Origin of the sequence: Psychrobacillus lasiicapitis (genome assembly GCF_006861795.1) — a bacterium.
In the GTDB taxonomy this organism is placed as follows: Bacteria; Bacillota; Bacilli; order Bacillales_A; family Planococcaceae; genus Psychrobacillus; species Psychrobacillus lasiicapitis.
Map to the genome: position 1 here is coordinate 129,916 of NZ_VDGH01000012.1, position 18,551 is coordinate 148,466.

At 38.8% G+C, this 18,551-nt stretch carries 8 protein-coding genes, 13 tRNA genes and 3 rRNA genes; 3 read left to right on the forward strand and 21 right to left on the reverse strand.

Features of this window, described 5'->3' with window-relative positions; genetic code table 11:
- Positions 1–5: 5 nt before the first annotated feature.
- From FG382_RS18910 to FG382_RS18920, 3 genes are all read right to left on the reverse strand, one after another.
- Complete coding sequence (locus FG382_RS18910; RefSeq protein WP_142540452.1) at positions 6–239, reverse strand: hypothetical protein; 234 nt, start codon at positions 237–239, stop codon at positions 6–8.
- Positions 240–1,001: 762 nt separating this feature from the next.
- On the reverse strand, positions 1,002–2,465 hold the full coding sequence (locus FG382_RS23050; RefSeq protein ID WP_188713291.1) for a hypothetical protein: 1,464 nt from the start codon (positions 2,463–2,465) through the stop codon (positions 1,002–1,004).
- A 221-nt stretch (positions 2,466–2,686) separates the two neighbouring features.
- Positions 2,687–7,138, reverse strand: coding sequence for a S8 family peptidase (locus tag FG382_RS18920; RefSeq protein WP_142540453.1), 4,452 nt, complete (start codon positions 7,136–7,138; stop codon positions 2,687–2,689).
- Positions 7,139–7,862: 724 nt separating this feature from the next.
- Between FG382_RS18920 and FG382_RS18925 the strand changes: the two genes are divergently transcribed.
- The gene (locus FG382_RS18925) at positions 7,863–8,666 is read left to right on the forward strand and encodes a S1C family serine protease (RefSeq protein ID WP_170206583.1); all 804 of its coding nucleotides are present in this window, start codon (positions 7,863–7,865) and stop codon (positions 8,664–8,666) included.
- A 428-nt stretch (positions 8,667–9,094) separates the two neighbouring features.
- On the opposite strand, the gene FG382_RS18930 is transcribed toward FG382_RS18925, so the two are convergent.
- Together FG382_RS18930 and FG382_RS18935 are read right to left on the reverse strand one after the other, a co-directional pair.
- On the reverse strand, positions 9,095–9,859 hold the full coding sequence (locus tag FG382_RS18930; RefSeq protein ID WP_142540454.1) for a hypothetical protein: 765 nt from the start codon (positions 9,857–9,859) through the stop codon (positions 9,095–9,097).
- Positions 9,860–9,877: 18 nt separating this feature from the next.
- On the reverse strand, positions 9,878–13,693 hold the full coding sequence (locus FG382_RS18935; protein ID WP_170206584.1) for an AAA domain-containing protein: 3,816 nt from the start codon (positions 13,691–13,693) through the stop codon (positions 9,878–9,880).
- A 304-nt stretch (positions 13,694–13,997) separates the two neighbouring features.
- Between FG382_RS18935 and FG382_RS18940 the strand changes: the two genes are divergently transcribed.
- Both FG382_RS18940 and FG382_RS18945 read left to right on the forward strand, forming a co-directional pair.
- Positions 13,998–14,375 carry a DUF485 domain-containing protein gene (locus tag FG382_RS18940; RefSeq protein WP_142540456.1) on the forward strand — a complete coding sequence of 126 codons (378 nt, stop codon included), beginning with the start codon at positions 13,998–14,000 and terminating at the stop codon, positions 14,373–14,375.
- On the forward strand, positions 14,372–15,895 hold the full coding sequence (locus tag FG382_RS18945) for a solute symporter family protein (RefSeq protein WP_142540457.1): 1,524 nt from the start codon (positions 14,372–14,374) through the stop codon (positions 15,893–15,895). The genes FG382_RS18940 and FG382_RS18945 overlap by 4 nt, the downstream gene beginning before the upstream one ends.
- Positions 15,896–16,473: 578 nt before the next feature.
- Here FG382_RS18945 and FG382_RS18950 read toward each other — a convergent pair.
- The 16 genes from FG382_RS18950 to FG382_RS19025 all read right to left on the reverse strand — a co-directional run.
- Positions 16,474–16,545 (reverse strand) — tRNA-Glu (locus FG382_RS18950).
- Positions 16,546–16,551: 6 nt separating this feature from the next.
- Positions 16,552–16,626: transfer RNA gene (locus tag FG382_RS18955), tRNA-Asn, on the reverse strand.
- 4 nt (positions 16,627–16,630) lie between these two features.
- Positions 16,631–16,707, reverse strand: a tRNA-Ile gene (locus FG382_RS18960).
- A 9-nt stretch (positions 16,708–16,716) separates the two neighbouring features.
- Positions 16,717–16,787: transfer RNA gene (locus tag FG382_RS18965), tRNA-Gly, on the reverse strand.
- Positions 16,788–16,794: 7 nt separating this feature from the next.
- Positions 16,795–16,870, reverse strand: a tRNA-Phe gene (locus FG382_RS18970).
- A gap of 150 nt (positions 16,871–17,020) precedes the next feature.
- A tRNA-Asp gene (locus tag FG382_RS18975) sits at positions 17,021–17,096 on the reverse strand.
- Between the two features lie 88 nt (positions 17,097–17,184).
- A tRNA-Met gene (locus FG382_RS18980) sits at positions 17,185–17,256 on the reverse strand.
- 13 nt (positions 17,257–17,269) lie between these two features.
- A tRNA-Pro gene (locus tag FG382_RS18985) sits at positions 17,270–17,346 on the reverse strand.
- A gap of 10 nt (positions 17,347–17,356) precedes the next feature.
- Positions 17,357–17,433: transfer RNA gene (locus FG382_RS18990), tRNA-Arg, on the reverse strand.
- Between the two features lie 18 nt (positions 17,434–17,451).
- Positions 17,452–17,534, reverse strand: a tRNA-Leu gene (locus FG382_RS18995).
- Between the two features lie 32 nt (positions 17,535–17,566).
- Positions 17,567–17,639 (reverse strand) — tRNA-Lys (locus FG382_RS19000).
- A 6-nt stretch (positions 17,640–17,645) separates the two neighbouring features.
- A tRNA-Thr gene (locus tag FG382_RS19005) sits at positions 17,646–17,721 on the reverse strand.
- A 13-nt stretch (positions 17,722–17,734) separates the two neighbouring features.
- Positions 17,735–17,810: transfer RNA gene (locus FG382_RS19010), tRNA-Val, on the reverse strand.
- Positions 17,811–17,917: 107 nt separating this feature from the next.
- Positions 17,918–18,033 (reverse strand): 5S ribosomal RNA (gene rrf, locus FG382_RS19015).
- Positions 18,034–18,258: 225 nt separating this feature from the next.
- Positions 18,259–18,374, reverse strand: a 5S ribosomal RNA gene (rrf, locus tag FG382_RS19020).
- Positions 18,375–18,430: 56 nt separating this feature from the next.
- Positions 18,431–18,551: ribosomal RNA gene (locus tag FG382_RS19025) — 23S ribosomal RNA — on the reverse strand; the annotation flags it as partial.

The following is an 18,551-nucleotide window of genomic DNA, read 5'->3' on the forward strand; positions in this document are numbered from 1 at the left end:
TCTTTTCAGGCGCTCTCTTTTTTACATTTTCTAGAGTTCGCAATCATTTCTTCAGATGCTACTAAAAACATACCTATTAAGAAAGTAAAAACAGCCCCCATTACTGTCCCAATACCGATACCCATCATTGTACTGTATTCGCTTACAAAAACCCCGTATAAGAAAATGGCAATTCCAATAGTGAGCACTGTTGCTCCTACATATTTTGTAGCATGAAACATTTTCACGTTTGATTCCATTTCACTCATCCTCTCTTTATATATATATATTATTCATCTTGTTCACAATATTGTCAAATAATTTTTGTTTTTTCGTCACATTTTTTTCTTTCCACAAATAAAGAAACCACGTTATATCTTTCGTAATATAGGGAAACTGCGTGGTAGTGAGTTGAATGAAGTATCTGCTGGGATTTCCGCTTCAGGGCAGACGCTTTCCGCGGGGGGAGCGATAAGCCATCACCGACGCTACGCGTACGATGTGATGGCTTATCTGTCTCACTCATCCCGCTGGAGTCGCCGCCCTTCCCCTTCAATCCAATAAAGCAAGCTACTTCCTTCATGTCACTATCTATAAGGGAAATGTGAAACTTTATGGAACAAGAGAAGATGTGATACCAATAACTAGTTGAAAAAGACAAGCAGAGCTTTATCCTAATAAACGAGCTACTTATTTGGTGATAGCCTTGTCTAATTTGGTTTAATTATTATGGAGTGGTAAACTTGATAAATTTATAACTTTGATACCTGCAGACACCAAGTTAGCAGCCCATCCATAATGATTGAAGCGGAAGGCGGCGACTCCTGCCGGAATAGCATGAGCTGAAAGCCCCGCAGGAGCGTAAGCGACGAGGAGATTGAAGCCATGCCGGCGGAAAGCGTCCGCCTGAAGCGAAAATCATAGTGAACCCTTAATAGGGCAACTTACCGCACAGTTTCCCTAAACTGCGTAGAAAAAGAACTGCTCCGCTGTCTAATGACTTTATAGCAATTCTCTTTCTTTTACATTGAATCTATCTTTTCCCCAAAGATTATGACGCTTTGACGTTCTGTTGCAAATTCTCTTCCATTCCATTTTAAAATATTTTGCACATATCCTAGCGCTTCTGCATGATGCTTGCCGGAAATCTCTTGCAACGCAACAAGCTCATACACATCGTCACCTGCAAAATCTATTGGATAAAGCCCATGGATTGGTTCTACCCAGCCTTCTATCGGCTCTTTCAAAGTTCCATCTTCCTTATAGATTTCCATTAAATATTCTTTATCTTTAAACATCAAATCAAGCGTATACTTCTTTTTAGGCATAGCACTAGCTATTGTTAATTTATATTGGTCTTGATAATCTATTTTATAATCATTGCTTTCGTTAAATTCGTCCGAATCGAATACTTGCCGCATTTCCCCTTCAAAAAAGGTAAACAAATATGCTTTTATCGTGCTTTCACTTTCCCCAGTATCGATTACTACTAAGATGTCATCCAGCTGGTTCCCAGTAAAATCTCCAAGAAATAGCCGAGGATTATAACCGACAGTTTCTTTTAAAGAGAAGCCTTCATATAAATCTACTTTCTTATTTAAAATATTGAGGGTAATATCTTCCCAATACGAGCTTCTCTCGGTCATACTACCAGTTAAGTAAACAGTTTCTCGAAAACTATCACCCGTTATATCTCCTCTTTTTTTATCAATAACCGTCTGACCGTTAGTTCTAGCATGTGTAAGACGGCTTAATACTTGCTGTTTTTTCTCTAATAGTTGCTCTTTTGACGGGTATGGGGAACGAAAAGATAGAGCTTTATCAATGGCAGTTAAATTCTGCTCTAAATTACCAGCTTTCCTCTGTGCATCTGATAAATAGTACCAGTAATAGGAAAAGTCGTTTGTTTGCAATAGTTTTTCATAATAAGCTGCCACTTTTTTAAAATAATACGGATAAACATCCTTCGCTCGCACTAGCTCCCCTTCGCTAAAGCGATATACGTCTACCTTATAAGCATCTCCTGTATCATGTATCCAAATAGCAAGTTCATATTGACCATCTTTGCCGTAATGATCAGGCATATCCTCCACTTCCAATTTACTATAAACAATATTATTTGTAGGTAACCTTAAAATTCTACCGTTTGTCCATTGTAGTAGATCTAGCTGTGAACTCATATTGTCTATTTGCCAACCAACAATTAATGTATTTACCCAGTTTTCCGTTACCGGAGCGACTCTTAAATCGGAAATATTATATCCTTTGCCTTCGATATGTTTTAAAGGTAGCCACTGATCATCATATTTTTTTAATATCACAATATAATTCTGCTGCTCATACCTATATGCGCCAATTAGTTCGGCCATTTGATCCCCATCAATATCAGCAAGCAAAATCGCCACTCTTTTTTGGGGTTGCTGCAATTCTAGTACGGTAGCCCCAAGCGGCAAAAAGTTCTGCAGTATATTTATATAATCGCCCATTGTACCCCCCATTAAATTTCATTATTACCTATCATATGCGGGTTAATATAAGCTTTAATCATATTTTGCAAAGTTTAAGTGAAAAGTTTCATTTATATAAAAGTACCAATTAGAAATTTCACGTTACGAAACGCCTATCAGGAACATCAAACACTTGCCACGAATTGTCAAAACAAAAAAAGACTGTCTCAAAAGTATGCCTCTTGAGACAGTCTTTAAAATTATTCTGCCAATTTTTCTTCTATCGGCGATTCTACTGATTCATCTATAGGTTGTTCTACAGATGGTTGTGAAGCTGGGGATGGCACATTGATATATAGTTTACCATTAGCTTTTTGGCGCGTTTCGTTGTTAAAGCTGTCTACAACTTTCACTTCGAGATCCGCTCCATTCGCTACAGTGTCAGCTGGTACTGTCCAATATCCAACGTAATGGCCGTTCCCTTGTTCCATCATCGGTAATTCAGTCGCGTTTTGTACTTGTCCACCTAAATTCGTTAGCGGCATATGGATCGCAAATGTTGCTTTCAATCCAGGGGCACTATCGAATTCAATCTTAACGCTTTTACCTGTAGCTAAATATAAGTCTTCAGCTGGTTTAACATTTTCGATTGCAGGTGCATCATACTGAGCTGTAACTGTAACTTTTTTCGTTATACTATTATTTGCTTTGTCTTTCGCGACAACTTTAATTTCATTCGCACCATTCTCTAGAAGAATTCGTTTAGAGTACTTGCCATCAACTACTGTTGCATTTTGTCCGTTTACTTTTACAGTGTCGAGGTTTGCATCTTTAATAGTTCCTTCTACAGTTACTGATTCACGATTTGTTTTTTCTCCATCTTTTGGACTGTCGATTGTCAATTCAGGTTTTAAAGTATCTAAAATGACTTCAACAGGAGCAGATTCACCTGTTACTTTGCCATCTAGCATGGAAACTGCTGTAAATTCATTTACACCTTCCGTTAATTCAACTGGAATTGCAAATTTCCCGTCTTCCCCTACCTCGACAGATCCCGCTTCTTCACCATTTTGTTTCAATTTAATCGTAGTAGTCGGAGATGCTGTCCCTTCTACTGAAATGGAAGCTTCATTTGTCACTAAGTCAGCTGCCGGTGAAGTGATAACTGGACCATGTACTTCATAACTCACACGAGCACGGATCATATAGTTCCCTTCAGCAGTTGGTGATAGTGACCAAGCACCTGAAACTCCTTGGTAACTTCTACCTGCATTCGTTCCATTCTCGTCTGTTGCAAGACCTGGAGTGTTTGGATTAGCAAATGTTTGACGATATACCATAAAGAAGTCACCATTTACCACGATATTATGCTCGCTTAAATCAACAACAGTCCATTCACCATTACGTTTCGCTGTTGCATCGATTGGACCGGCAAGCATTTTACCTGGAGATCCGTCAGCTCCTGTTGCATCCCATACTTCAACTGCGAATGCAGTTCCACCAGGTACAGGCCATTCTGTATCCCAGAATCGGAATACACCATCTGTTACGATTCCATTTTCTTTACCTTCTGGTAGAGACATTTTCACTGCCCAAGCATTGCCTGCAGCATTGAAAGCACGTGCATTTTCAGCAGTTCCATCATCGTAACCGATTTCTCCGCCTGGATAAGTGTAGAAAGGTTCAAGCGCAATGTTTTGCGACGTTGCTTCTGCACCGATTGTAATCGCTACTTCTTGGCTATGATAACCACGTGCAATTACTTTTAATGTGTAATCTCCTTCATATGCAGTTAGTGAATAATTCCCTGCTGCATCTGTTTCAACTGGTGTAATGTTTGCATCTTCTACAAGTAATAGAGTTGCTCCAGCGACTCCTTCGCCTGTCGATTGATCCGTGATTGTTCCACTCACTGTGTTTTGTGCAACTTCATCCAATGTGAAATTAGCAGTTGCCGTGCCATCTGCTTCAATGGAAACAGATTGTTCCTCAGAGGTAAAGCCATAAGCTTCTGCTTTCACTGTGAATGTCCCTGCACCATGAGTTAGTGAATAAGAACCGTCAGCAGGGTTTGTATAAACCGAACGACCTGATTCAAGTACACTCACTTGAGCACCTAATGGTAATAGCGTAGGGTTTGCAACCTTTTCTACTACTGGTGGTGCTTCTTTAATCGGTAATACAGGACGAATCTTCGTTGGATCAATATCCTCTTTTTTAGCAAGTTTATCTGTACCATTTCCAATAGTCACTTTGTTATTTGCGCTGTTAGTGATTACGCTATTTGTTTTATTTACATTATTGTCTAGTCCTTTTGCTACTTTGCCAGTCTGCGAAACCTCAGCAAGTGTTACGTCATCGATATACCATCCCTCTTTCACAACACTTCCATCTGAAAAGGCATTAAAGCCAATATAAACGCGTTGTCCAGCATAAGCCGACAGGTCCACTTCACCATCAATCCAACCGTTTGATGCACCTTGGACCATTAGTAATTGTGTCCACTCGACTTGATCAGTTGAAATAAATACATGACCATAATCCCAAGCTCTTCCTGTAGAAGATTGCTCAAAGTTATGCCATTGTTTGAATTGCAAATAAGAGTTCCCTTCCGGTAAATCGACAGGAGGCATTACTAATGTAGCGTTCATTCTGCTATCGTAATTACCTTCTAGGTTTGTGGCATATACTTTCTCACCAGATGCAGCATTTCCTGGACCTGAAGTTGGGACGCCCCATTCCCAGCTATTTGCATCTCCAAAGGAAGTCCAGCCCACAGGTGTCGATTCAAAGTCTTCTGAATATCCTACTGTTATGCCCGGCTTCACTTGAACAATATATTCTTCACTGTTCACTTCATTATTTCCAAAGTCATTTATGGACCATTTGTACGTAAAGGAGTTGCCTGTGATTATGTCACCAGGAAGCACTACACTGTACTCACCAGATTTGTAATCACCAGATTTGCGACCAGCTTCGATCGATTGCCATGCACCATTTGCATCTTTGTAGTTTAGAAGGACAGATGCAACGCTAATGTTATCGCTTACTGCAATTGACAATTCTAAATCCATTCCTGCATATGTTTCTTGAGGTGCTGCATGTTCGAATACAGGAGCCTCACTATCGTCTCCTTGTTGTGTCACTTGTCCTTTCAGTGTACCAAGTCCAGTGATAATGGAAGATACAGCCTCATAAGCATCAACCAATCCATAACCATATGCATGGTTAGGAGTTGTCGGATATTGAGTGTCCGTTAATGGATTTGCTGTATTAAGAAGAATTTCCTCCATTTCATCGACCGTCAAATTTGCGTTAACTTGGCGAAGAAGTGCTGCTACGCCAGATACAGCAGGTCCTGACATAGATGTTCCATTCCAGCCACCTTCATAATTACCACCCGGTACAGATGAGCGGATGTTCACGCCTGGTGCCGAGATATCTGGTTTTGTTTCAGCATATGGCGAAGGTCCACGAAGAGAGAAGCTTCCCACTTTGTTATTGATATCAGTTGCACCAGTTGCAAATGACTCTGGATAATTGGCAGGTGCCGCTACAGATCCTGCTCCACCAGGATTCGTAAGCGTTGTATTCCCTGCTGAGAATTCCGGAAAAATTTCCGCTGCACGCCAGTTAATTACAACTTCACGATACCACTCATCAAGTCCAGGACCACCACCCCATGAGTTATTTACAATATCCGGAGCCATGTCAACGCGTGCATTTCCGTTTGCGTCAGTCGGTGCTAAGATCCATTGAGCAGCTTCTAGCAAGTCAGTGTCAGTCCCACCGTTTGCAGAGAATGCTTTTACTGCAATATATTTGGCACCAGGTGCAACACCAATTTGATTCGTATCATTTGGTTCACTACCAACCATTGTTCCCGTTACATGTGTTCCATGATCAATATCATCATATGGAGTAGCTCGTCCAGCCGTTGCATCGAACCAGTTAAAGTCGTGTGTAACTTGTCCAGTTGCTTTATTGTAACCCCGGTATTTTTCTTTTAAAGCCGGATGATCCCACTGAACTCCCGTATCAATACTTGCTACAACTGTTCCAGCTCCATCGATGCCCATTTCCCAAACGTCTGGTGCTTTGACACGCTCAACATTCCACTCAATGTTTGCAGTTTCTGCTTTAGGTGCGATGGCATTTTTGGTTTTCGTTGTAAATAATTGACGAGTTTCGTTCGGTAGTACTTTTTCAACCTCCGGGAATGTTGCAATTTTTTCAGCAACCTCTTTTGTTGCTGTTACAGCCATTCCATTTACAATGTAATACGATGTAATATCCTCCGCATTCCCTTTAGCTGCTTCTTGTTCAAGGAATTGCTTTACTGATTGCTGCGATTCAAGAGAGGTTGCCTTAAGTTCTGATACAACCGCAGATCGCTGAACGAGCTTCGCATTGTGTGCCGATAAATTTGCTGCATCTGCACTTTTTCGAGCTTCAGCCGCTACTGCTTCTGAATCTGTTTTCTCTTTGAATTTGATCAGGAAAGTTACTTTTTCATCTTGTTTAAAATTTTCTAGTAATCGAGTGCTCATCTTTTCTGTCACAGAAATAGTATTCGAGCTTGACTCTCTGAAAGATTGATGAATTTTACTCGTTGTTTCTGCACTAACTACGTTAGGTGCGACTAGTGAAAACGTCATTAGTAAAGATGCAGCAATACTAAGTGCTTTGACCGAACTACTTTTCCTCCCCATCTTCTTTCCTCCTTTGAATTTACCAACGATTTTAATACCTAGCGAGAACTTGATAGACTCTTAACGACCTAAAAAAGACCAAACAAAAACACCTTCTCCCCCTTTCCCAAACGATCATTTAGGCAAACAGAATCAATGGTGTCATTCATAAATCTCTTGTTGTTATTAATATTATAAAGGAAATGATTTGCAATTTTTGTCTATTACCGTCGAATTATATCTGAATTTTCAAAATTAATAGTTATATACTATTTTATACCTTTTCTTCGATAGGTAATAAGTCTCTCGAATTTGTTTTGCGAGTTAAGTATAAAGCTCATAGTATTTGCTATTAGTAGTTTTATGAAAAATAATATATTATCTGGAATAAGTTATAATTTGTTACTTTTCCAAAAAATAATCAATTATTCCCATTTAAAAATATAAGGGTAATTGGACTATTAATTATAATTCAATACATAAGGTATTTAAAATTATAAAATTGTATCTAAAAGGGTTAATAATGAATAAAAACACTAAAATTTAATATATTTAATGAGTCATTTTGACTAAAATAATTAAAATGCCTTTTTTACAAAAACAATCATCATCTCTAAAAATTCAGGAGTTTAGGTAATTTGGATATAGTTCTAGATTCTACATATCTCCTAACTATCTACAACGCTTTGACCTAGAACTCTTTCAGTTGTGTATAATACATGTAACGACGGGAGTGTGAGAGTGAATGAATTCAACTAAACCAGATTGGGAAGAAGAAGTAGATGAAGAGTTCCTCGAATTTGTGTTGGAGGCACAAAGAGATGCACTTCTGAAAGAAGCACAAGAAAAGACAAACAGGAAAACGAAGCGTCCGTTTCCAAGATGGATATTCTGGATAATGGCGACTGTTTTATTCATTAATACGTTTGCTGTTATCTTTCAAATATATTCAATTCCAGCTATCGAGTTTTTAAAAGCATCTGCCAAACTATCTGCACAAGAGGACATATCACGCTATAAAAAGTCTGTTGTTATTGTATTAACAGAAGATGGAAAAGGCACGGGTTTTTCTATATCTAGTGATGGAACTATTTTAACAAACTATCATGTTATTGAAGGTAATGAAACTGTAACGGTTGGTTTTCCAGAAGACGGACGTTTTAAAGCGAGCGTGGTACATACATATCCTTCAGTGGATCTAGCTGTATTGAAAATAGATGGAGAAAATTTGCCATACTTAGAGCTTGCCAAACAAGCGACTATGGTTGAAGGCGATTCCATTTCCTTTATCGGTAATCCGCTAAGCTTTACTGGTATAGCAAACGAAGGAAAAATGATTGATTATTATCAGCTAAGTGATTGGGATGTGCCTATAGTGATGATGGAAGCACCAGTCTATCGAGGGAACAGCGGCAGTCCAGTTTTAGATAATAAAGGTCAAGTAATTGGCGTTGTATTTGCTACAATGGACCATGATGAATATGGGAGAGTTGGACTGTTCGTACCGATTGATGAGTATTATAAGAAACAAGAAAAAGATATACCCTAACAAGATTATTTACTTCACCTAAAATCTAATCTAATTCAGTTTTTCTCTTAAAGGTATCCAGAAAATGGTTATGGGCAACCAACCAGTCCTTGAAAGCAATCAAATCCACTTTGAAAGTAACCAAATTAGCTCCAGAGCAACCATTTTTTCATCTAACAAGTTTACTTGCATTGAGACACCATTCATATTAACGCAATTTTTAGGTACTCTGCGCAATCACTTGTTATTTGGTCACTTTAAGTCTTAGCGCTAGATACAAAGTATCCGCTTGTTTGGCTTTGTCGCGTTCATGATAGTTTATAGCTCATCACACCGTTTATTGGAATATATTAACCGTATAAAAGTTATCTGCATGTCTAAACCTACTCTACTTTTTAACCAACAAAAAATGCAGGAAGAAAATGAACATTTCCTTCCTGCATTTGATTTTACTTAGACAAGTATTTCTCTCTCCACGTCAAACGCTCTTTATCATTCAGCGCATTCTCCAGTTTTTCATCCCATCTTTCAAGTAATGTATTCCAAACACGCGCATAGAATACATCCTCTTCTTTATTATGAAGAACAAATTCAAAGCATGGAATGTCATCGACATACAGCTCTGTCGTCGACTGAATTTCGGATATAACTACTTGTATATCCCCTTCCTCCCCTTCCACATCTTTGGCTTGAAGCGCTTCAATGATTTGCTCTTTGTCGAAAGAAAGCTCCACATCCAAATACCCTTCTTTCACATATCGGTAAATTGCAAGCTCACCTTCCCCATCCATGGCAGTTTTAATGTTACCATTCAAGAAATTTTCGTGAGTAGTACTATATAGAACAACCTGTGTTTCCACTTCCTGTTCCTCTTCAAAAATACCATTCTCGAGTTGATGATTTCCTTTATTTGTTAAGGAAAACAATCCATAGTTTTTCGTTATTAATCCGGTCCTACCCATTATATCGATTAAATCCTCTACAAAAAGCTGCTCGACAAGTAAGATTTCACTTAATTGCTCCGCTTTTGCAATTTCCGCTTTTTGAAATGCCATAAGCATCATTTTCATCAGGATATCCATTTTTGTTCGTTTCACCGGTCTATACTCAACTTCAATAGAATGAATGGGCAAACTCCAGGTATTGGAATACATGATTTTTATCTTATTGTTTTGTTGCAATTCATTTTTTAATCGTTTCTCTAAGCTTTGCATATTATTTATACCTCTATGTTACTTTTTCTCTTGTCCACGCTGATTTCGGTAACCATTCTGTTTCTTGACTGTGCTAAGTAATCGACTGTACATTTCCCTAGAATCTTTTTGCTTCGCGCGTGTAGTAAACATATTCGCACTACCAACTAAAATGAGTAATTCTCTTGCGCGGGATAAGGCAACATTCAAACGTCTATAATCATTCGCAAATCCAATATCCCCACTCTTATCTTGATTGTTACGAACCATACTTAAAATAATGACGTCCATTTCCATCCCTTGGAACTTATCGACGGTTCCTGTTCGGAAATTCAAATGATTGAAGTTTGTTTCTTGTTGAATAAGTCGGTCTATACGTTTTACTTGTTCTCCGTAAAAACTAATAACTCCGATACTTTTTTGTTCCTCTTTAGCAAGTCTTCCTTCTTTTTTAGCCGTTTCAGTCGCTTTATCCAAATCGATTAATACCTCTCTAATGGTATCAAGCTCTGCCTGATTAAAACGGCTTTTTCCATTTTTCATTCGTTCTTCAAAATATTGCTTTTCGTTCGGCATATCTAACCACAACAAATGGTCTTGCCGTTTAACATATTGCGATTCGAGTAGATGATCACGCATAGCATCTGAATCTACTAACCCACACTGTAGGCGATAATTTTCTTCTTCATAAAACGGCGTGATTGTTTTCATTATATTTTCATGCATTCGATACTGAATAGCGAGCATCGTTTTATTTGTTTTTGGTAAGTTTTTAAACAGTCGTTCGAACAAGGACTCTTTCAGAAGCTTCTTCAACTCGTCTTTTTCTTCAAAGCTGTCACTTTCTTCTAAAATAGCTTTCAGTGTTTCATCCAGTGTATCTTCTCCAACAAGTGGCGGTAGTTGATGGTGGTCTCCGACTAAGATGATTTTCTTCCCTTTTAGCATTGGTAGTAAAAGCTCAGGTGGCGTTGCTTTCGATACTTCATCGATAATAACAACATCGAAAATAGGATAGTTGTCCATAAACTCTTTTCGAGCAGATGCTACACATGTTGTTCCGATTACATTTGCATGTCGTACGTATAGTTTACGTATTTCATCTAAATCATGGTCATTTGCATCCTTCAGCATTGTAAACCATTCGTTTTGCAGAGATTGGGTTATCGGTAAACGATTTTTCTCCCGTTCTGTAACCGTTATTCTTTCTTCCAGCTCGGCAATTTCAGTTAATGCTTTTTCGCGCTCTTCTTCAGGATTTTGTGTCAATAATTCCTCTAGAGCTTTTAGTTGTTTTTCTTGCTCTAGTCCTTCCGAATTCACTTGCTTCGTTTCTTGCTTGTTATTTTCAAGTTCGTTTAATACTTCATCCAAGCGCTCGCTTGAAGTTTTAAATTCATCCTTTTTCAGTTCAAGTTGAGCTGTATACTCGGCAATTGTGTCTTTTACTTTTTTCCATTCTAGCAACGTACTTTCTTTATCCTGCAATTGGACTTGTAACTGTTGTAAGGAAGGAACATTATCTAGTTTGTCTAGTTGGCTGTGTATTTCCGCCACTTTTCTTTGCAGTTTTTGAAGCGCTTCACCTTGAGTAATAGCCTTATTTTCCCATTCACTTTTCGATTGTTCGATTATTGCTTTTTCTTGTTTTACTTGCTCAGAAAGCACTGATCTAATCGACAAAAACATGTTAGCAGAATCAGCTTTTGCTTTTTGTAAAATAGCTCCTTGTTTCCAGACGAATTCCTTTCGTACATTTAGGCCTTCCAAATACACTTCTAACCGCTCGATATTTGCTGAGCCTGAGGTTAAGAGACGCTTCATACTGTCAATAAACTGATGAATTTCTTTAACAGAATATGTCGAGTCAAATACTACTCCACTACTGTTTACATGACTTTTTACAGTCTCAAGCGAAACGTTATTCTTTTTCAATAAACCTTCTATGTATCCAATAGCAGATAGTAGTCGTTTATTTAATTCTCCCCAGTCAGCAAATGAGATGATGGTTTCAATTAGCTTGTCTAAGTTTGTTATTTGCTGCTCTAACATATGAGAAGGAGTGATTTCATAATCGTTCATGCGAATTTTGAGGAAATCAATTTTAGAGATGGAGTGGAGTTCACTTGAAAATTGCTCCAAATGATTGATTTTCGACTGAGCAGCTTGATATGCATTTCTCGTTTCGATTAATAATCCTTCCACCATTCTGCTCTCTTGTAACATCTGTTGGTACATTATTTGTTTACTTGATTGATCAATTTCCATTTGAAGGCGTTCTATCTTATTTAATAATTCTTCTGATGTAGGATTAGCTTGAATGAATTGTTCCATCTGTTCAATTTCTTTTGATCGGTCGTCTGTTATTTGTTTAAAGTGACCATGATTATTTTCTAGTTCTTCACGTTCTTTTTTTAATTGGATCAAACGTTTTTTTAGCTCTTTAATTTCCTTCATTCTTTCTGCGAATTCTATTTGAGCTAATTGTTTTCGTTCTATTTTCTCTTTTAATATTACAACTTGCTGCCCAAGTGATACCGTCTGTTCTTTATAAAGAGCGATTGCTTCTTTTAGTTGTTTTTCTTTTAACGGGTGGCTGCTGATTTCTTCTTGCAAAGCATTTAATGTTTGGTCTTTCCAGTACTGACCCACATTTTCTTCGATAAATTTTTTGCCTTCCTCTTCAATGCTTTCCGTTCGACCAAAACGTAATATGCGAATATCCTTATTGGAAAGAAGTCGACTAAGTGCATTATCAACGGCTAGGTTTGATTGGGAAGCGACTAGAGTCCGCAGTCCCGCTTTTGCATTTTGCTGGCAGATTTCTGAGATTACTGTAGTCTTCCCTGTACCCGGAGGACCTTGAATAACATATAAATCCTCAGCAGACATCGCTCCAACAACTGCTTCTTGTTGAAACTCGTTTAACTGATTATGAAATTCTAAATCCTTTTTCTTATTCGGTACGCTTATCGTAGGTCTTTTTTCAAATAGAATATTTTCTAAATTAGCATTTGCAGCAAGGCCGTTTTGTAAATCTTCAAATCCTTTACGAAGTCTTCGAATTTGGCTTAGTGTGGAAAAGTTGCTAAACACCGCTTCTTTCCATTTTGGATGCCATTGATTTCTTCTTGCCATCTCCTGAAATCTTGGCTTTAGCTCAACTTCAATTGTTTTCTTCGCACGGTCCACCTTCAATACTTCTCCAATATCGTTTTGGAAACCTTTAATCGAAACGCTGAGTCCTTTTAATTTATTCCATTCATTTTCTTTAACATTACTTCCTATAAGTATCAGCCTATTAAAGTCTTCGTTGAAAACGAATTTTGAAAAAGCAGCCGTTATATCTGCAATATCGGCGTTTCGTTCTTGTATTTTCAAATATCCTTCCCAACTAGAAATTCGCTTTTTCACATACTCTGATCTTTCTTCGGCAACGGGTAATTCTCGTATGCTTGTATGCAATTGAATCGGCAGTCCCGCTCCATTATTACGAGCCGTAACAAAATTTAAATCGACTGAAAGACGTCTATTTGTCTTTACTGGAACTCTTGTGCCTCTTATATAAAAGTTAGTTGCAAGTAATCCGTCTGTTTGAAGAATACACTCCATCACTCCAACCCGACCTTCTAGTCTACCTGCTAAAACTTCGTTCGTCATATTGTCAAAATAAAGCGCAACAGGCGTATTTCCATGAGAGTTCACTGGACGTTTTTCTATATGTACTTCAAAAGATTCTTGCATTCTAAAAAAGGCATGTTCATCAACAGCCCATTCCTGGATTGCACCGCGTGCTTTATTTGTCATCATTAGATTACAGCGCATTGTTTTTACTGGGATAGACACTTGTCTCATGCACATGCCTCCTTTCTAAAAAGATGAACATTTAACAAAGCAAAAGAGTACCCATCTCGATTTCAAAAAAATCGGGTACTCTACATTAGTTATATTATAACCCTAAATCGACAAATAAAGAACTTACAATATCATGAAAACGATTAGATATAGATTATTTTACTAATAAGTATCTCTAGATAAAGTTCTGTAAATTTGAACATTTTGTGAATTTTTGTTTGCTATCTTATTAATCTTTTAATATGATTAACCTACATCTTAGAACTGAAAATTCAAAACATTAAATTAGTAGGAGGAATGGCAAATGGCAAAAAAAATAGAAAGTGTTTTTAATCCAGCAGACAATCAGCAGGATAAAACCCTTTCAAAACATGGAACACCGAATTATGTTGCAATCGCAGGAAGTCCCGAGTTTAAATCATTGAAAACGAAAAAAAGAAAGTTTATTTTACCAATCGCAATCTTTTTTCTATTATGCTATATCACGTTACCTATTTTGACTTCTTACACAACCATATTAAATACAAATGCATTTGGTGATGTGGCATGGGTTTGGGTATACTCCATTGCTTTATTCATTATGACATGGGCTTTATGTATGATTTATGTCAGTAAAGCAAACGGATATGACCGAGAAGCAGAGGAAATCTTTGAAAAGGAAAAGGCTGGTGGCTATAAATGAGTTTTGTTGGTTTATCGTTTTTTGTTGGAATTGTCGCATTAACTTTATTCGTAACGTATATTGCTTCCAAACGAACAAACTCTGCTAGTGAATTTTACACAGCTGGCGGTGGTCTTTCCGGTTGGCAAAATGGGATTGCTATTGCAGGAGACTATCTATCTGCAGCATCATTCCTTGGAATTGCTGGTGCAATTGCACTCTTTGGTTTTGACGGTTTCTTCTATAGTATTGGTTATTTAGTAGCTTACTTAGTTGTGTTATATATCGTTGCAGAGCCACTACGAAACTTAGGCCGTTATACTTTAGCAGATATGATTACCGCTCGTTTCAACCAAAAGAAAATCCGTGCTGCCGCTGCAGTTAGTACTTTAACCATTGTTCTATTTTATATGATTGCACAGCTTGTTGGTGCAGGTGCACTTATTCAATTATTATTAGGCATTGATTATTGGATCGCTGTTTTACTTGTTGGAATTATGATGACTATTTATGTACTATGGGGTGGAATGGCTGCCACAAGTTGGGTTCAAATTATTAAAGCTGTGCTATTAATGGTCGGTACTGTTATTATTTCTTTCCTTGTATTATGGAAATTCAACTTTAATCTTTTTGGTATGTTCACCGAAATGAAATCTGCAACAGCCCATGGAGAAGCCTACTTGCATCCTGGTGTAAAATATACAAATGGCTTAGATACAATCTCGATGATGATTGCGCTCGTCCTAGGTACGGCAGGTTTACCACATATATTAATGCGGTTCTTTACTGTAAAAGATGCAAAAACAGCTCGTAGTTCTGTTGTATTTGCAACATGGATTGTAGGAGCATTCTATATACTAACGATCTTCTTAGGGTTTGGTGCTGCTGCATTCGTAGGATCCGAAAAAATTATTGCTGCCAATCCTGCTGGTAATATGGCCGCTCCACTACTTGCACAGGCTTTAGGAGGAGACTTGCTTATGTCATTCGTTTCGGCGGTTGCATTTGCGACTATTTTAGCCGTTGTAGCAGGCCTTGTATTATCGGGTGCATCTGCATTTGCACATGATTTATATGGACAAATTATCAAAAAAGGAAAAGCAACCGAGAAAGAACAGATGAATGCCGCTCGTCTTGCTTCCGTTGGAGTTTCTGCATTTTCCATCCTACTTGCATTAGGTGCACAAACGATGAACGTCGCATTCTTAGTTTCACTTGCTTTCTGTATTGCGGCAAGCGCTAACTTACCAGTAATTATTTATACGATCTATTGGAAAAACTTTAATACCACAGGTGCTTTATCTGCAATTATTACAGGACTTGTTACTGCACTCGTTCTAGTACTATTAAGTCCAAACGTTTGGGCTACAGATGGCTCTCATTTCTTTACAGGAGAGGCAATATTCCCATTAACTAATCCTGCAATCATCTCCGTTCCTGCCGGTTTTATCGCAGGCTGGATAGGTACACTAGTAGGAGCACGCGCAGATCTGAAAAAATATGCAGAAGTGGATGTTAAAGCGAATATCGGGTTGAAATAAGTCAAAGAGGATATCCCATTTAACTGGGGATATTCTCTTTTTCATATTTTTTAGTTAAAAGAAGTAGGTAGAATGTGACGAATAAACGTGCATAATGGTTAGTTTTATAAACCGCAAATCCGAACCGTCCTAATTTAGCACATGGGAAAGATAAATGGAATAACGCGTATAATATAGATACTGCTTCGTAATTTGCTATATTAGGAGTCCACTTTGCAAAATGGCACAGTTTTGGGTCTACCAGGTTACTGAGTTTTAAGTTGCGTATGCTCAGTGGAAGTCAGGAGATATAAGAGAAGTGAAAGCAAAGCAAGAAATTGGAGTAAAAAATACAACTTTTTATAAACTTGTCAGTGAATATGAAGAAAGCTTTTAATTGTACCTTTTTAATAGAAGAACTCAAATGATTTAGTATTATAACTATCATTTTCTAATTATCGATAAGGATGACAAAATCATATATTGCTACTGCTGTCTTCGGGGTTTGGGACTCGCACCCTATAGTTCATGTGCATGCCGGGCACACTAAAAAAAAGACAATCAAATGAATGATTATCTTTTTTCTTTAAAGTTTATTATGACCCCTACGGGATTCGAACCCGTGTTACCGCCGTGAAAGGGCGGTGTCTTAACCGCTTGACCAAGGGGCCTTTATATGGCTCCGAAGGTAGGACTCGAACCTACGACCAATCGATTAACAGTCGATTGCTCTACCACTGAGCTACTTCGGAATATTGGTGGGCCTAAATGGACTCGAACCATCGACCTCACGCTTATCAGGCGTGCGCTCTAACCAGCTGAGCTATAGGCCCACTATTGGAAGCGGGTGAAGAGAATCGAACTCTCATCATCAGCTTGGAAGGCTGAGGTTTTACCACTAAACTACACCCGCATTACTATGGTGGCTCAGGACGGAATCGAACCGCCGACACAAGGATTTTCAGTCCTTTGCTCTACCGACTGAGCTACTGAGCCTCTTCGAGTTACGCTAAGCTGCGCGTCTCTTCGTCAGCTGCACTCGCTCTGTCGGTCACGTACTTGAGTACGCTCCTTCTTTCGCTCGATTGCTTCCTCGACCTGCTTGCTTATCCTAAATCTCAAACTAATAAACTTTCAATAATTAAATGGCGGTCCCGACCGGGATCGAACCGGCGATCTTCTGCGTGACAGGCAGACATGTTAACCGCTACACCACGGGACCGTTTTGGTTGCGGGGACAGGATTTAAACCTGTGACCTTCGGGTTATGAGCCGTCTGCTCTAACCAACTGAGCTAAAGGTCTTTTTAGATGGCGGCAGAGGGAGTCGAACCCACGACCTTTCGGGTATGAACCGAATGCTCTAGCCAGCTGAGCTAAGGCCCCAAATAAATAACTGGTCGGGAAGACAGGATTCGAACCTGCGACCCCTTGGTCCCAAACCAAGTGCTCTACCAAGCTGAGCTACTTCCCGTCATATATTATGGTGCGCTCGGCAGGACTCGAACCTGCAACCTCTTGATTCGTAGTCAAGTGCTCTATCCAATTGAGCTACGAGCGCATATATTTTTTTAAAAAATGGTGCCGAGGACCGGAATAGAACCGGTACGGTAGTCACCTACCGCAGGATTTTAAGTCCTGTGCGTCTGCCAGTTCCGCCACACCCGCATTTATATTACTTACTTAACAAGTGATGAGCCATGTAGGATTCGAACCTACGACCCTCTGATTAAAAGTCAGATGCTCTACCAACTGAGCTAATGGCTCGAAAAATGGTGCCGGAAAAAGGACTTGAACCCTCAACCTACTGATTACAAGTCAGTTGCTCTACCAGTTGAGCTATTCCGGCAATTATAGAATTATGGTGGAGGATGACGGGCTCGAACCGCCGACCCTCTGCTTGTAAGGCAGATGCTCTCCCAGCTGAGCTAATCCTCCTGGGTAAATAATAAATCATAATAAGTAAATTATTTCTACATCGACTTTTTAATTTAATTCATTGTTAATTTGAACTTTTTTTGATTTATTATATGTATTTATTACAAGCCCAGCGACGTCCTACTCTCGCAGGGGGAAACCCCCAACTACCATCGGCGCTGAAGAGCTTAACTTCCGTGTTCGGTATGGGAACGGGTGTGACCTCTTCGCCATCATCACTAGACAATTTAATGTTCATGTTTGTCAGCCAAACTATTTGTTCTTTTGGCGACTCGGATAATATTACTCTATTATTATCAATATGTCAATACTGAGTTATAAAATTCATTGTAAATACAATAAAGATATGAAGTTTCTAGTGAAAAAAACCTATAAACTACCCATAGTCATCCTTTTTCAATAGATAATAAAAGTCGCTACCGAATACTCGATAACGACCTTTTCTATTGCCCAGCGACGTCCTACTCTCACAGGGGGAATCCCCCAACTACCATCGGCGCAAAAGAGCTTAACTTCCGTGTTCGGTATGGGAACGGGTGTGACCTCTTTGCCATCATCACTAGACGATGAGTGCTTGTTCACTCAAAACTGGATAAACGACATCTCTACAATACATACATTTGGTTAAGTCCTCGATCGATTAGTATTCGTCAGCTGCACGTGTCGCCACGCTTCCACCCCGAACCTATCTACCTCATCGTCTTTGAGGGATCTTACTTACTTGCGTAATGGGAAATCTCA

Coding starts and splice junctions, on each gene's coding strand:
- FG382_RS18920 (WP_142540453.1), bottom strand. CDS start 7,138: ATGGGGAGGAAAAGTAGTTCGGTCAAAGCACTTAGTATTGCTGCATCT.
- FG382_RS18925 (WP_170206583.1), top strand. CDS start 7,863: ATGAATTCAACTAAACCAGATTGGGAAGAAGAAGTAGATGAAGAGTTC.
- FG382_RS18935 (WP_170206584.1), bottom strand. CDS start 13,693: ATGAGACAAGTGTCTATCCCAGTAAAAACAATGCGCTGTAATCTAATG.
- FG382_RS18930 (WP_142540454.1), bottom strand. CDS start 9,859: ATGCAAAGCTTAGAGAAACGATTAAAAAATGAATTGCAACAAAACAAT.
- FG382_RS18910 (WP_142540452.1), bottom strand. CDS start 239: ATGGAATCAAACGTGAAAATGTTTCATGCTACAAAATATGTAGGAGCA.
- FG382_RS18940 (WP_142540456.1), top strand. CDS start 13,998: ATGGCAAAAAAAATAGAAAGTGTTTTTAATCCAGCAGACAATCAGCAG.
- FG382_RS23050 (WP_188713291.1), bottom strand. CDS start 2,465: ATGGGCGATTATATAAATATACTGCAGAACTTTTTGCCGCTTGGGGCT.
- FG382_RS18945 (WP_142540457.1), top strand. CDS start 14,372: ATGAGTTTTGTTGGTTTATCGTTTTTTGTTGGAATTGTCGCATTAACT.